Source organism: Bradyrhizobium niftali (assembly GCF_004571025.1).
In the GTDB taxonomy this organism is placed as follows: domain Bacteria; phylum Pseudomonadota; class Alphaproteobacteria; order Rhizobiales; family Xanthobacteraceae; genus Bradyrhizobium; species Bradyrhizobium niftali.
The window spans coordinates 121251-135490 of sequence record NZ_SPQT01000003.1 but is presented as its reverse complement, the minus strand read 5'-3'; the positions used below and the strand labels follow the sequence as shown (position 1 = coordinate 135490).

The window sequence follows — 14240 nt, the reverse complement described above, 5'->3', positions numbered from 1 at the left end:
CTACTCGCGTCTCGCCTTGGTCGCGCCGCGCAAGCCGGCCTGCTGCTGGATCGTGTCCAGCGCGCCGGACGACTGCTCTTCCGTCACGAAGCGGTTGAGCAGGGGCAGCGCGTCCTCGCGTCCCCTGGGGATCGCGATGGCCATGTGCTCCAGGCCCCAATTGCCGTCGAGGATGCGCCCGCCCGGCATCTGGTCGGACATCTCGAACAGCGTCGGCTTGTTGGTGGCGTAAAGGTCGATCTCGCCGCGGTCGAACATCCCGATGGCGACCTTGACGCTTTCGGCGGGGACGATGGTTGCGTTCTTGAATTTCGCCGGCAGCGTTCGCTCGGAGGTCGAGCCCTTGGTGACGCCGATCTTCACGCCCGGCTTGTCGATATCCTCGATCTTGCCGACCGGCGAATTCGCCGGGACGAGATAGCCGAGCTCGATCGCCAGCACGGGCTGGCTGAAGCTGACCTCGCTGGCGCGGGCCGGTGTGGCGTTGGTCACGGTGAAGTCGACCTGGCTGTCGTGGATCGCGGCGACGATGTCGGCAACGCGCTGAAACCTGACATAGTCGACGCCGACGCCGAGCCGCTTCGCCAGTTCGCCGCCGAGATCGTAGGCGAGGCCGTGCGGCTTGCCGGCCGCATCTGTGACCATCGAGGTCGGGCTGCCCGGATAGATGCCCACGCGCAGGGTGCCGCCCGGCGCCAGGAGCTTTGCTTCGCCATCCGCCTTCGCGAACGACCCGGAGAGGCCGGCGGTGGCAAACGCGAGTAGGGCTGCGAGAGCAAGTTGTCGCCGGCATGAGATCGTCATGAGAGGATCCCGTCTTACTGCGCGCGGATGTTGGCAGCTTTCAGCACCGGCTCCCATTTGGTCGCCTCGGCGTGCATGTAGGCGTCGAAATCCTTGGCGGAGGAGCCGACCGGAGCTGCGCCGATCTTGCCGAGCGTCGACAGCACGCTGGGGTCTTGCAGCGCGGCCTTGAGGTCGGTCTCGAGCTTGGACACGATCTCCGGCGGCATTTTGGCCGGCCCAAGAACGCCCCACCAGACCGAGACGTCGTAGCCTGATACGCCGGCCTCGGCGATGGTCGGAACATCCGGCAGCGCCTTGGAGCGTTCGGCGGAGGTCACCGCGAGCGCGCGCACCGGTCCGCCTTCGAGCTGGCCGATGGCTTCCGCGAGCGGGTTGATGCTGAGCGGGATCTCACCGGCGATGACAGCGGTCAGTGCCGGCGCGCCGCCCTTGTAGGGGATCGCGACGATCCTGGTGCCGGACATGTGTTTGAGCAGTTCGCCGGCGAGATGTGCGGACGTGCCGTTGCCGGACATGCCGTAGGAGAGCTTGTCCGGCTCCTTCTTTGCTGCGGCGAGGAGATCGCCGAGCGTCTTGTAGGGGCTGTCCTTCGCCACCACGATTGCGAGCGGCGAGGAGGCGACTTCGGTGATCGCGGTGAAATCCTTGAACGTGTCGTAGGGCACGCTCGGATAGATGAACTGGTTGAGCGGATGGCCGCTCGCGACCAGGATCAGCGTGTAGCCGTCCGGCGCGGCCTGCGTCAGCGCCTGCGAGGCGACGATGCCGCCGGCGCCCGGACGGTTGTCGATCACCGGCTGCTGGCCCCAGGTCTTGGCCAGCGCCTGGCCGAGCGTACGCGCGAGCACGTCGACGGCGCCGCCCGCCGCGTAGGGCACCAGGATATGGACCGGCTTGCTCGGGTAATTGTCGGCCGCCCGTGCGGTGCCGCCCAGCAGCAGACCGGCACCCAGCATCAAACCGCCGATTGTCTTGTTCAAACCCAGCATTCCCAGCACTCCTAGAGGGCGTTTGCGCGCGTATGGCGGTCTCGAAGCCGTCCGGACGCGGCCCATGGTTTTTGTTGACGAGACCTGATCTTTTGTACGATAGTACAAATCACATGGTACGCAAGCCCACCAGCAAGGAAACGGCCCGCAAGCCGAACATGCGCGAGGCGATCCTCGCCGCGGCCGAGGAGCTGTTCGCCACCAACGGCTTCAATGCCGTGTCGGTGCGCGACATCGCACAGGCCGCCGGGGCCAATCCCGGCAGCGTGACCTATCATTTCAAGACCAAGGACGGCCTGCTGCTGGAGATCTACCGGCGCCATTGCGGGCCGATGAATTTGCGCCGTTCCGAGCTGCTCGCCGCCGCCAAGCGCGTGCGCGATCTCCAGGATCGGCTTGAGGCGGTGGTGCGCGCCTATGTGGTGCCGGCTTTCACCTCGGGCAGCGATCTCGCCGGGGGCGGGGCGCGCTTCACGCGGCTGCGCGCCGTGATGTCCGCCGAAGGCAACGAGGTCGCGCGAAAGATCATCGCGCAGACCTTTGACGACACCAGCCACGCCTTCATCGATGCGGTCCACGAGAGCCTGCCGCACATTCCGCGCACCGATATCGTCTGGCGCAGTCACTTCCTGCTCGGTGCACTCTACTATTCTCTGGTGACGCCGGACCGTGTCTCGCGCCTATCGCGCGGCGAGGCCGACGGCAGCGATGCCGCCAGCGCCATCGAGCAACTGGTGCAGGCCACCGTCGCCGCGTTCCAGGCCCCGGCGCTCGATCAGGCCGCGCCGGTACGGCGGCGGCCGGTCGTCAGCAGCAAGACCTGAAAGAAGCGAGCTCGCTCGGCGGTTCAAGTGATGACGATGATGTACACGCCGACCATTCCGCCGCCCGATCCGAACACGCGCACGCCGAAGTTCAAGCTGCCAAAGCTGTCCTGCGACGCGCATTGCCACATCTTCGGGCCCGGCGCGAAATACCCCTATGCGCCTGACCGTTCCTACACCCCGCCGGATGCGCCGCTGGAGGATTTCCGTGCGCTGCATGCCAAGCTCGGCGTCGAGCGCGCGGTCATCGTCAATGCCAGCGTGCACGGCACCGACAATACGGTCGCGCTCGATGCGATCGCGCAGAGCAATGGTGCCTACCGCGCGGTCGCCAATATCGACGACACCATCACCGAACGCGGGCTCCGCGTGCTGCATGAGGGCGGCTTCCGCGGCTGCCGCTTTAATTTCGTCCGCCATCTCGGCGGTGTCCCCGACAAGCGCGTGTTCAACCGCATCATCGCGATGGTCGCGCCGCTCGGCTGGCACATCGACCTGCATTTCGATGCGATCGACCTGCCTGAATACGCGGACATGCTGACAAGGCTGCCGCTGAGCTACACCATCGACCATATGGGCCGGGTGAAGGCGGCGGACGGGCTCGATCAACTTCCGTTCAAGATCTTGATCGAGCTGATGCAGCGCGACGAGAAGTGCTGGGTGAAGATCTGCGGGTCCGAGCGTGTGTCCTCGGCAGGGCCGCCCTTCACCGACGCCGTGCCGTTTGCGCGAAAGATCGTCGAGACCGCGCCCGACCGCGTCATCTGGGGCACGGACTGGCCGCATCCCAACGTCAAGGTGATGCCGAATGACGGCGACCTCGTCGACCTGATCCCGCTGTTTGCGCCGGAGCCGGAATTCCAGCAGAAGATCCTCGTCGACAACCCGGCGCGCCTGTTCGAGTTCGATCAATGACGGCGCTGGCGATCGACAAGCCGCGCAGCCGCGCCTGGTGGAAGGAGCTCTGGATCCAGGTGCTCATCGCCATGGCGGCCGGCATTGCGCTTGGGATCGTCAACCCCGAAGCGGGCGCAAAGATGCAGCCGCTTGGGGATGCCTTCATCAAGGCGATCCGGATGCTGATCGCGCCGATCATCTTCTGCACCGTCGTGCACGGCATCGCCCATATGGCCGACATGGCACGGGTCGGGCGCGTCGCGGTCAAGGCGATCGTCTATTTCGAGATCATGACGACGGTCGCGCTGATCATCGGTCTCATCGCGGTCAATCTGCTCAAGCCCGGCATCGGCATGAACATCGATCCCGCCAGCATCAATGCCAGCGCGATCGAGCCTTATGTCAAGCAGACCGGCGCCATCGGCTTCGTTCCGTTTCTCCTGAACATCGTGCCGGCGACGTTCATCGGCGCCTTTGCCGAGGGCAACATCCTCCAGGTGCTGTTTATCTCCGTGCTGTGCGGCTTTGCGCTGGTCCAGCTCGGCGTGCGCGCCGCGCCGCTGGTGCATCTGATCGACATCGCCGCCAAGATGGTATTCGCCGTCGTCGGCTTCGTGATGTGGGCGGCGCCGATCGGGGCGTTCGGCGCCATCGCCTTCACGGTCGGCAAGTTCGGCGTCGGCTCGCTGGCCTCGCTCGGCAAGCTGCTGGGCGGCTTTTATCTCACTTGCGTGATCTTCATCATCGTGGCGCTCGGTCCCGTGGCGCGGCTGTGCGGCTTCTCGCTGGTCAAGCTGATCCGCTACATCTGGGAGGAGCTGCTGATCTGCATCGCCACGACCTCGTCCGAGACGGTGCTGCCGCGGATGCTGACCAAGCTGGAGAAGGCGGGCTGCGAGAAGAGTGTGGTCGGCCTCGTGATCCCGACCGGCTATTCCTTCAATCTCGACGGCACGTGCCTTTACCTCGCCGCGGTCTCGGTGTTCCTGGCGCAGGCGACCAACACGCCGTTCGGCCTTGCCGAGCAAATCGAGCTGCTGCTGATCCTGCTCGTGACCTCCAAGGGCGCGGCGGGGATCGCCGGTGCTGCCTTCGTCGTGCTGGCAGCGACGCTGTCGGCGACCGGCACCATTCCGGTGACGAGCGTTGCCCTGGTACTCGGCATCCATCGCCTGATGTCGCAGGGGCTGACGCCGACCAATCTGATCGGGAACGCGGTTGCGACCATCGCGATTGCCAAATGGGAGGGCGCGCTCGACGACGAGCGCCTGAGGCGCGTGCTCGACGGCGAGGAACAAGCGGCCATCACGGCCTGATGAATCGGCTGCCTGAGTAAAGCAGCGAGCCTATGATGCCTACGAACGAAAGAGGGGAGTTTGTCCCATGAAAACAGGTCTCGTGATCACCGCCCATCCCGGCGACTTCGTCTGGCGAGCCGGCGGCGCTATCGCGCTGCATGCGAAGAAGGGCTATCGCATGAAGATCGTCTGCATGTCCTTCGGCGAGCGCGGCGAGAGCCAGTTCGCCTGGAAGGAGAAGGGTGCGACGCTGGAATCGGTTAAAGCCGGCCGCAAGGACGAGGCGGAGCGGGCGGCCAAGCTGCTCGGCGCCGAGATCGAGTTCTTCGACTGCGGCGACTATCCGCTGAAGCTCACCGAAGCGCATTTCGATCGCATGGTCGACATCTACCGCGAGCTCAATCCGAGCTTCGTGCTGACGCATGCGCTGGAAGACCCCTATAATTTCGACCATCCGAACGCGGCGCATTTCGCGCAGGAGACCCGCGTGGTCGCGCAGGCGATGGGCCACAAGCCCGGCGCTCAATACAAATATTCGGCGCCGCCGGTGTTCCTGTTCGAGCCGCACCAGCCGGAGCAATGCAATTACAAGCCCGACCTGCTCCTCAAGATCGACGAGGTCTGGAAGGAGAAGTACGAGGCCTTCCAGATCCTCGCCGCACAAAAGCATCTCTGGGGCTATTACGAGCGCGTCGCGCTGAACCGCGGCATCCAGGGCAGCCGCAACACCGGCGTGCCCATGACGTATGGCGAGGCCTATCAGCGTCTGTTTCCGACGGTTGCGGAGGAGCTGGCATGAAGCCGGTCGTCGTTCGCAACATTGAGCGCGCCGATCCCGCTGGAATGGCGGAGTACGGCGTCTCGACCGTGCACGAGGCCTATGGCCGCATCGGCCTGATGAAGCCTTATCTGCGGCCGGTCTGGCCGGGTGCGGCGATCGCCGGTCCCGCCGTCACCGTGCTTTCGCAGCCCGGCGACAACTGGATGATCCATGTCGCGGTCGAGCAGTGCAGGACAGGTGACATTCTCGTCGTCGGCTGCACCACCGACAATACCGACGGCATGTTCGGCGAGCTGCTCGCCACCTCACTGCAGGCGCGCGGCGTGCAGGGCCTGATCATCGATGCCGGCTGCCGCGACGTCAAAGCGCTGCACGATATGAAGTTTCCTGTGTGGTCGCGCGCGGTCTCGGCCAAGGGTACGGTCAAGGCCACGCTCGGCTCGGTCAACGTCCCCGTGGTCTGCGCCGGTGTCAACGTCGATCCCGGCGACATCATCGTCGCCGATGACGACGGCGTCGTGGTGGTGCCGAAGCGCTATGCCGCCGAAGTCGCCGAGAAGGCGAAGAAGCGCAACGCGGACGAGGGCGGCAAGCGCAAGCGGCTGGCTTCGGGTGAGCTCGGCCTCGACATGTACAGCATGCGCGAAGCGCTGGCGAAAGCCGGGCTCGTCTATGTCGATAATCCCGAGGACGTCTGAGCGGGACAACAGAAGCGGAGCGGGCGGATGGATCGTCTCAAGCTGAAAGCCGTGCTCGGCAGTCATCCTCATGTCCAGGCGGTGAAGAGCGGCGAGCTCGGCTCCGACCTTTTCGACCTCGATTTCGTCGAGTACACGCCGACCAACACGGCGTTCAAGCCGATGGTGCGCGAGCAGGCGTTCGACGTCTGCGAGATGGCGATCGTCACCTATCTGATGGCGAAGGCCCACGGCAAGCCGCTGGTGCTGCTGCCGGCGACCATGCTCGGCCGCTTCCAGCATTCCTTTGCGCTCTATAATCCGGAACGGGGAACGCTTGGGCCTGGCGATCTCGAAGGCAAGCGCGTCGGCATCCGCTCCTTCACGACGACGACGGGCGCATGGATCAGGGGCATCCTCGCCAACGATTACGGCGTCAATCTCGACAACATCCTCTGGGTCACGTTCGAGGACCCGCATGTCGCCGAATATGTCGACGCCACCGAGCGCGCGCCGAAGGACAAGAAGATATTGCAGATGCTGATTGACGGCGAGCTCGATGCCGTCCTCGGCGAGACCTCTGATAATCCCAGGCTCAAGCCGCTATTCCCCGATCCCGCCGCGGAGGCCGCCACATGGTACGCCCGACGCGGTGTCGTGCCGGTCAATCATCTCGTGGTCGTGACCGAGACGCTCGCGAAGTCGCGCCCCGAAATGGTCGCAGGCGTCTATGATCTGCTCAAGCGGAACAAGGAGCAGGTGGGACCTGCGGCGACGCCTGACCTCGTCCCGTTCGGGATCGAAGCCAACCGAAAACCGTTGGAGCTGATCGTCGACTACGCATTCCAGCAGGCGTTGATCCCGCGCCGCTATGCGGTCGAGGAGCTCTTCGACGAGACGACACGAGGGTTGAACTGATGTCAGATCCGAGACGATGGCAGGTCGGGCTGGTCGGCTACGGCGAGGTCGGCAAAATCCTGGCCGAGGATTTGCGGCAGCAGGACATCAAGGTTGCCGCCTATGACATCAAGCTCGGTGGCGAGCAGGATGCTGCGCTGAAGCAGCATGCAGCGAAATTCGGCGTTGGTCTTGCGGCTTCTCACGCCGAGCTGACCGCGAAATCCGATTTCATCATCTCTGCGGTCACGGCAAGCCAGGCCGTTCGGGTCGCAAAGGCCTGCGCCGCCGCGATCAATCAGGGCACCTGGTTCCTCGATTTCAATTCGGCGTCTCCCGGTGCCAAGCAGCGTGCTGCCGCGCTGATCGACGGCGCTGCGGGGCGCTATGTCGAGGGTGCCGTGATGACCTCGGTGCCGCCGAATCGCATCAAGGTGCCGCTGCTGCTCGGAGGGCCCGGCGCGAAGGAGCTGGAGCCGCTGCTGAACGCGATCGGCTTTGCCGCGAAGGTCGCCAGCGACAAGCTCGGTGTGTCCTCCGCGGTGAAGATGTGCTGCAGCATCATGATCAAGGGCCTCGAGGCCATGGTCATCGAGAGTTTCACCACCGCGCGCGCCTATGGCGTGGAGGATGCCGTGCTGGCCTCGCTTGCGGAAACCTTTCCCGCGATCAATTGGGAGAAGCAGGGTGCCTATTTCTTCCAGCGCGTGATCGAGCACGGCCGCCGCCGTGCGGAGGAGGTGCGCGAGGTCGCCGAGACGGTGCGCGAGGCGGGGCTGACGCCGTGGTCGGCGCAGGGCACGGCCGAGCGGCAGGCCTGGGTCGCCGATCTCGCCGATGAAGGGTTGTTCGGCATCAGGGGCACCGGGGAGTTTGCCCGCAGCGCCGACTGGCGCATCGAGGCCGACCGGATCCTGGCGAAGATCAATCGTACGAAGTAAGGCGGCGCCGGCTCAGGACACTGCCGCGCGACAGGCCGTGAGTTCGTCGCGGGCGCGTTCAATCAATGCCATCAGGCTTTCGGCCTTGCGGACCAGCCGGTCGCTCGCAGGTTCAGTCCGGAATTCTGCGCGGATCGCCCGAATGCACTTGTCGGCGGTGTCGAGCGTCATCAGCGCACGTGTCAGGTCATCCTCAGTCTGGACATCAGCGAGAGCGAGGTCCGACAGGACGTGCCCGATGCCGTCGAGCCGCTTCACGGCGATCTCGCTGGGTGTTCTCGCTCGAACGGAATGGCTGCTGAATGCGCTGAACATGTCCATGCTTCCCCGTAGAATGCAGACTTCAGTGCAGGCCCTACTATGACCGGCACCGCGGGACTTGCAATGCGCGCACCTATCGGGAATCGGAGAGAATCTACTATCCGGGATTCTACCGTATTCGGAATTTGGGAAAGCTTGGCGGTAACATCGAACGGAAAGCGGCCGGTCGTCAGCCAGATTTCCCTACCATCCTGCCGTTCGCGGCGACGAGCCTGCCGTCCTTGTAGACGGAGCGCCCTTGCGGCACCGCGACGACGGCCTCGGGAACGTGTTCCGCATTCAGCGCCACGAAATCGGCCTTCGCGCCGATTCGCAGCCCGTAGCTTTCGAGCCGGAGTGCCTTTGCGCCTGATGCGGTGACGACGTCGAATGCGGCGCGCAGTTGCTCGTCGATGTTGAAGCCGGAGCGGTAGCCGAGCGTCGTGGCCCGGCGCAGCATGTCGCCGTCGCCATAGGGCCACCAGGAATCGCGAATGTTGTCGTTGCCGCTGAAGACGGTTACGCCGGCGTTGCGCAAGGCGAGGATCGGCGGAAACGGCCGCGCGCCCGGCGCGTTGGTCATGATCGCGACGCCGGAGCGGGCGAGGACATCGGCGATCTTCTTGAGGTAATCTGGCGAGATGTCTCCGAGCCCGTAGGCGTGACTGACGGCGACGCGTCCCTCCATGCCGAGCGCGCGCGTGCGCGCCGCGATCTGCTCGATCTCGAAGGCGCCGAGTGTGCCCATGTCGTGCAGATGGATGTCGACATCGACGCCGTGCCTATTGGCGACGCCGAACACGACGTCGAGATGCCCTTCGACGTCGCGATCGAAGCTTGCGGGATCGAGCCCGCCGACGAGGTCGGCGCCAAGGTGGATGGCCTCGTCGAGCAGCTGCGGCGTGCCCGGGCTCGACAGGATTCCGCTCTGGGGAAAGGCGACGAGCTGGATGTCGATCAGGCCCTTGTACTCCTCGCGCACGCGCAGGATCGTCTCGAGCGATTTCAGGCCGACCGAGCCGTCCACCATGACATGGCTGCGCATCTGCGTCGTGCCGTGCCCGATACAGAGATCGAGCTGGTTGCGCGCCCGCACGTCCATCGGCGCGGCCTCGGCCATATTCTCGGTCTGGAAGGCGACGCGTTCATGCACGTTGAACCCGTCGGTGCATGGCTTGTGCGGACGCCAGGCGTTGCCATAGAAACTTGTGTCGAGATGGATGTGACCCTCGACAAAGCCGGGAACGACGAGGGCATCCTTGAGATCGATCGTCTCGGCACCGGCGGGTGGCTGGTCAACCGACGTGATCGCGGCGATACGGCCATCCTTGACCGCGATGTGATGTCGGGCGCCGCCGTCGAAGCGTGCGTTGAGGAAGAGTGTGTCGAAGGCCATCCGGTTCCTCCGTTGGACGATTTGGCGCCGCTCAGCTCCGTGGTGGAAACAGCGTGGGCCGTTGCCGCGCAAAAGTTTGCCGGCCAGCCTTGAAGCCCATCATGACATCGGGGAGCTCGGCGATGGCGAAGCGGCTGTCTTGCGTGTCGAGCACGATGAGATCGGCGGGATTGCCGACCTTGATGCCGTAATCGCCGAGGTTCATCAGCCGTGCCGGCAGTTCGGTCACGAGATCGAGGCAAATGTCGAAATCGCTCACGGAGGCGTGGGCGACGTTGGCATAGAAATTCGCCATCCGCAGCAGCGAGGCGTCGCCGAACGGCGTGAAGGGATTGAGCACGTTGTTGGTCGCGACCGAGCACAGCACGCCGTCGCCCGCGAGCTTGTGGGCGAGCGTCAACCCGCGCGGCGCGTTGTGGGTGGCCTCGCGACCCATCAAATAGAGATCGGTCGCGGGCAGCACGGTGACGGCAACGCCGGCTTTTGCCAATTGCGCGGTGGCAGCTTTCAGCTGCTCCGGCGGCAGCGCCGAGAGTTTCGTGGCATGGCCGATCGCGACGCGCCCCTGATAGTTGCGCCGCTCGGTCTGCCGGCAGACTTCGTCGAGGTGCCACCAGGACGGATCGAGATCGAAATCGAGATGGAGATCGACGTCGACGTCGAACTCCTGCGCGAGATCGAAGATGCGCGCGAGATGGGCGTTCGGGTCCGTGTCCATATAGGGACAGCCGCCGATGACCTCGCCGCCGTCGCGCAGCGCCTGGATCAGCAGCTCCTCGGCGCCGGGATCGTTGGTCAGGCCCTCCTGCGGGAAGACACAGAGTTCGAGGTCGATGGCCCAGGCATAGTCGCGCTTGAGCGCCTTGACCGCCTCGAAGCCGCGTAAGCCGATGCGCGGATCGATCTCGACATGGGTACGCATGCGCGTCGTGCCGTGCACGATTGCCCGCTCCAGCACGCGAGCGCCGCGCGCGTAGACGTCCTCGACCGTAAAATCCTTCTTCATCCCGGCGACGGCGCGGATGGCCTCCGAGACGCTGCCATGATTGTGCCCGCAGCGGCCCAGCAGGCAGGCCTTGTCGAGATGGATGTGGGTGTCGACGAAGCCGGGCAGGGCCAGGCGTCCGCCGACATCGACCTCGACGGCTTCGCAGGTCAGCCTTGGCTCGATCGCGGCGATGCGGCCGCCCTTCACGCCGATATCGACGGGTGCAGCGGATGATCGCAACAGCGCGTTGCGGAAGATCAGGTCGAAGGCGGTCTGGATGGTCATGGCATCGGATTCGGGTGTGTTAGCCTAGCGGAAGCTGCCGGACCGGGCAGCTCCAGATTGTGTGCAGTTCTGCCGTCAAATTGTCTAAAAAATATGCATGCAGTTTGAGGCATGAATTGTAGTATGCCGGCGCTTCCGGAGAACCCGCCAAGAGAACCTGACATGTCCACCCCCGCAAAAGCCGAACGCCCGATGACCGACGCCGAGATTGTCGAGGCCTACCTGACGGCCTCGATGATACCCGATCCCGACGCTGCTGCGGCCTACATGAAGCCGGGCACGGTGATCACCTTCACAGGCGGACGCGAGTTCGACCATCCGCGCGGTCCGACCGGCTTCAACGCAAAACGCTATCGCTGGGTCAGGAAGAAGATGGACCGGTTCGACGTCTGCCCCGGCGCGGACGAGACTGTCGTCTACAGCGTCGGCACGCTCTACGGCGAGTGGTTGGACGGCACGCCGTTCGAGGGCAATCGCTACGTCGACCGTTTCGTCGTGAGGGGCGGGCAGATCGTGAAGATGGACGTCTGGAACGACAGTGCCGAGCGCATTCTGGTCCAGCGCGGGATCGAGGCTTAACCCCTTCGGGCGACCTTCGGTAGCTTGACGACGCGATCGCTCGTCACCTCGTCGGCATAGGGCGCGAGAATATCGAGCAGGTCGCGGCCGCGCTGCGGGGCAGGGGCGACCAGTGCGCGAGTGGCCACGGAATCGAGGTGATGGTGCATCAATTCCATCACCTTGGCCTCGTCGCCTCTGGCGAGCGCAGCAATGATGGCGCGGTGCTCGTTGATGGCGCATTCGGTCGAATGCGGCCGGCTGTAGAGCGACAACGTCAGGCAGCAGCGATAGGCGACCTCGCTGACATAGCGCACCAGGATCGGGCTGTTCGTCATGTGCGCGAGCAGGATGTGGAATTCGGTGGCGAGCCGGATCGAAACCGCATCCGTACCACCGCGCGCGCGGTCTTCGGCGTCGACATGGGCGTTCAGTTCGGCGATCTGGCTCTTGCTCAGCTTGCCCGCGAGCTGGCGGACCACGAGCCGTTCGAGCTCGATGCGGATGTCAAAGGCATCGCGCGCCTCCTGCCAGCTCGGCGTCGCGACCACCGCGATCCGGTTGCGGCGGAGCTCGACCAGGCCTTCCGCGGCGAGTTGCCCCAGCGCGTGGCGCGCAATGGTGCGGCTGACGCCGAAACGCTCGCCGAGCGCATCCTCGGGCAGCTTTGCGCCGGGCTCCAGCGCCTGCTCGATGATCGCGCGCCGGAGCGCGCGGCAGATCACGCTGACCTTGTCCGACGATTCTGAAGTCTTGCTGCTTGCGCGCCCCGCCATCGGCGAATCCTTGGAGTGGGATCGTCATCGCTCCTTTAGCACAGGGCGACGACAATCCATCGCTCCAATTGCATGCAGTTTGGGGCCCAAGCTGCCTAAATCGAATCCGGCCATTCGGCCCGGCGTTTCGCCAGCCCGTTGATTTCACAGAGGTTGGCCGCTGGCATTCAGCTTGCATGCACTTTTCTCGTGATGCGCATGCAACCCAATGATCAGTTTGACGGCCAGCCCGTCGCCGCGACCGCCATCGAGCTCTCGGACGCCTCCGTGACCTTCGGGCGCGGCGATCGGGCGGTGCCGGCCCTGTCGAAGACGACGCTGAGGATTGCCGACGGCGAGTTTGTCGCACTGGTCGGCCCGTCCGGATGCGGCAAATCGACCATCCTGCGCCTCGTCAGCGGGCTGGTGCAGCCGACCAGCGGCGTCGTCGTCGTCGGCGGCCGCGAGGTGGCGGCGCGCGCGATGCGGGTGGGCATGGCGTTCCAGAACCCGACCATGCTGCCGTGGATGACGATCGAGCGGAACATCATGCTGCCGCTGAAGATCGTCGAGCCGTTCCGCTCGAACTTCCGCAGGCTGCGCAAGACCGAGTTCCGCGACAGGGCCAATGCACTGCTGGAGCAGGTTGGGCTCAGGGGGTTTGGCAGCCGCTATCCCTGGCAGCTCTCCGGCGGCATGCTCCAGCGCGCCAATCTCTGCCGCGCGCTGATCCACGAGCCGCGCATGCTGCTGCTCGACGAGCCCTTCGGCGCGCTCGACCAGTTCACCCGTGAGGAACTGTGGGCGATCCTGCAAAATCTCTGGATGACGCATAAGCCGACCGTGCTGCTGGTGACGCATGACCTGCGCGAGGCCGGCTTCCTCGCGAGCCGCATCTGCGTGATGAGCGCGCGCCCCGGCCGCATCCTCGACGACAGCCGCGTCGAATTCACCCGGCCGCGCACCGTTGCCATGACCTTCGAGCCGGATTTCGTCGCGCTGAACCAGAAGCTGCGCGCCTTCATCGAGGATGCGCGCAGCGCGGCTGAGCAGGGGACAGGCTGATGTTCGGGATCGATATCAGGCAGAAGGCGTGGTCGGCGGGGCTGATCGTGCTGTTCTTCGTCGCCTGGGAGCTGTTCTGTCTGGTGACGGGCATGTCGGATTTGGTGCTGCCGCGGCCGTCGCAGGTGTTCGTGACCTTGTTCCAGCGCTTTCCGGTGCTGTGGCCGCATATCGTGCAGACGCTTGCGACGACGATGTTCGGCTTCGTGCTCGGTGTTGCGCTCGGCGTCGCCCTCGGCGCAATCATCGGCGTTTCCAAAACGGCTTATGACACCTGCTATCCGCTGCTGATCGGTTTCTCCTCGATCCCCAAGGTCGCGGTGGTGCCGATCTTCGTGCTGTGGTTCGGCTCGGGCACCGTGCCGGCGGTGCTGACCGCGCTGTCGATCTGCTTCTTCCCGATCGTGGTCAACATCGCCACCGGCCTTGCGACAACCGAACCCGAACTCGAGGACGTGCTGAAGGCGCTCGGCGCCAGCAAGTTCGACATCCTCTGGAACGTCGGTCTGCCCAGAACCATGCCGTTCTTCTTTGCCTCGCTGAAGGTCGCGATCTCCTACGCGTTCGTTGGCGCCGTGCTTTCGGAGACGGTCGCCTCCAACCGCGGCATCGGCAACGTCATGATGACCGCGTCCTCGAATTTCAACGTGCCGCTGGTGTTCGCCGGCCTGTTCGTGCTCGCCGGGCTCGGCGTCGCGCTCTACGCCGTGTTCTCGCTGATCGAAGGCCGTGTCACCGGCTGGGCCACGCGCAAGAACGACGTGATCGCCACCTGATTTTTC

General features: G+C 64.8%; 16 protein-coding genes. 10 read left to right on the top strand and 6 right to left on the bottom strand.

All coding sequences use genetic code 11. The annotated features are described in order from the left end of the window. Together E4K65_RS09370 and E4K65_RS09365 are read right to left on the bottom strand one after the other, a co-directional pair. Complete coding sequence (locus E4K65_RS09370; RefSeq protein WP_167770672.1) at positions 1–804, bottom strand: ABC transporter substrate-binding protein; 804 nt, start codon at positions 802–804, stop codon at positions 1–3. Positions 805–818: 14 nt separating this feature from the next. Further along, positions 819–1796, bottom strand: coding sequence for a tripartite tricarboxylate transporter substrate binding protein (locus E4K65_RS09365; protein WP_135173903.1), 978 nt, complete (start codon positions 1794–1796; stop codon positions 819–821). A gap of 113 nt (positions 1797–1909) precedes the next feature. On the opposite strand from E4K65_RS09365, the gene E4K65_RS09360 reads away from it, so the two are divergent. The 7 genes from E4K65_RS09360 to E4K65_RS09330 all read left to right on the top strand — a co-directional run bounded on the left by E4K65_RS09360 (position 1910) and on the right by E4K65_RS09330 (position 8111). After that, complete coding sequence (locus E4K65_RS09360) at positions 1910–2620, top strand: TetR/AcrR family transcriptional regulator (protein WP_027543223.1); 711 nt, start codon at positions 1910–1912, stop codon at positions 2618–2620. Positions 2621–2650: 30 nt separating this feature from the next. Next, the gene (locus E4K65_RS09355) at positions 2651–3535 is read left to right on the top strand and encodes an amidohydrolase family protein (RefSeq protein ID WP_135174113.1); all 885 of its coding nucleotides are present in this window, start codon (positions 2651–2653) and stop codon (positions 3533–3535) included. Next, complete coding sequence (gene dctA, locus E4K65_RS09350; protein WP_135173902.1) at positions 3532–4833, top strand: C4-dicarboxylate transporter DctA; 1302 nt, start codon at positions 3532–3534, stop codon at positions 4831–4833. Before E4K65_RS09355 ends, dctA begins: the two co-directional genes overlap by 4 nt. A gap of 67 nt (positions 4834–4900) precedes the next feature. Further along, a complete protein-coding gene (locus E4K65_RS09345; RefSeq protein ID WP_027517331.1) occupies positions 4901–5614 on the top strand; it encodes a PIG-L deacetylase family protein in 714 nt (237 codons plus the stop codon). Further along, entirely contained in the window at positions 5611–6294 is a 684-nt protein-coding gene (locus E4K65_RS09340; protein WP_135173901.1) for a 4-carboxy-4-hydroxy-2-oxoadipate aldolase/oxaloacetate decarboxylase, read from the top strand. Before E4K65_RS09345 ends, E4K65_RS09340 begins: the two co-directional genes overlap by 4 nt. Positions 6295–6321: 27 nt before the next feature. Beyond that, entirely contained in the window at positions 6322–7191 is an 870-nt protein-coding gene (locus tag E4K65_RS09335; RefSeq protein WP_135173900.1) for a substrate-binding domain-containing protein, read from the top strand. Then, entirely contained in the window at positions 7188–8111 is a 924-nt protein-coding gene (locus E4K65_RS09330; protein WP_167770707.1) for an NAD(P)-dependent oxidoreductase, read from the top strand. The genes E4K65_RS09335 and E4K65_RS09330 overlap by 4 nt, the downstream gene beginning before the upstream one ends. Positions 8112–8123: 12 nt before the next feature. Here E4K65_RS09330 and E4K65_RS09325 read toward each other — a convergent pair whose 3' ends face one another. From E4K65_RS09325 to E4K65_RS09315, 3 genes are all read right to left on the bottom strand, one after another. Then, positions 8124–8426: a hypothetical protein gene (locus E4K65_RS09325; protein ID WP_167770671.1), complete on the bottom strand. Its 303-nt coding sequence runs from the start codon at positions 8424–8426 to the stop codon at positions 8124–8126. Between the two features lie 175 nt (positions 8427–8601). Further along, positions 8602–9807, bottom strand: coding sequence for an amidohydrolase family protein (locus tag E4K65_RS09320; protein ID WP_135173897.1), 1206 nt, complete (start codon positions 9805–9807; stop codon positions 8602–8604). A 31-nt stretch (positions 9808–9838) separates the two neighbouring features. Next, positions 9839–11080: an amidohydrolase family protein gene (locus E4K65_RS09315; RefSeq protein WP_135173896.1), complete on the bottom strand. Its 1242-nt coding sequence runs from the start codon at positions 11078–11080 to the stop codon at positions 9839–9841. A 162-nt stretch (positions 11081–11242) separates the two neighbouring features. On the opposite strand from E4K65_RS09315, the gene E4K65_RS09310 reads away from it, so the two are divergent. After that, on the top strand, positions 11243–11659 hold the full coding sequence (locus E4K65_RS09310; protein ID WP_135173895.1) for a nuclear transport factor 2 family protein: 417 nt from the start codon (positions 11243–11245) through the stop codon (positions 11657–11659). Here the strand turns inward: E4K65_RS09310 and E4K65_RS09305 are convergent. Then, positions 11656–12414, bottom strand: coding sequence for a GntR family transcriptional regulator (locus E4K65_RS09305; protein ID WP_135173894.1), 759 nt, complete (start codon positions 12412–12414; stop codon positions 11656–11658). The genes E4K65_RS09310 and E4K65_RS09305 overlap by 4 nt on opposite strands. A 192-nt stretch (positions 12415–12606) precedes the next feature. On the opposite strand from E4K65_RS09305, the gene E4K65_RS09300 reads away from it, so the two are divergent. Together E4K65_RS09300 and E4K65_RS09295 are read left to right on the top strand one after the other, a co-directional pair. Continuing rightward, positions 12607–13458, top strand: a complete 852-nt coding sequence (locus E4K65_RS09300) for an ABC transporter ATP-binding protein (protein WP_135173893.1) — start codon at positions 12607–12609, stop codon at positions 13456–13458. After that, positions 13458–14234: an ABC transporter permease gene (locus E4K65_RS09295; protein WP_135173892.1), complete on the top strand. Its 777-nt coding sequence runs from the start codon at positions 13458–13460 to the stop codon at positions 14232–14234. The genes E4K65_RS09300 and E4K65_RS09295 overlap by 1 nt, the downstream gene beginning before the upstream one ends. Positions 14235–14240: the final 6 nt, after the last annotated feature.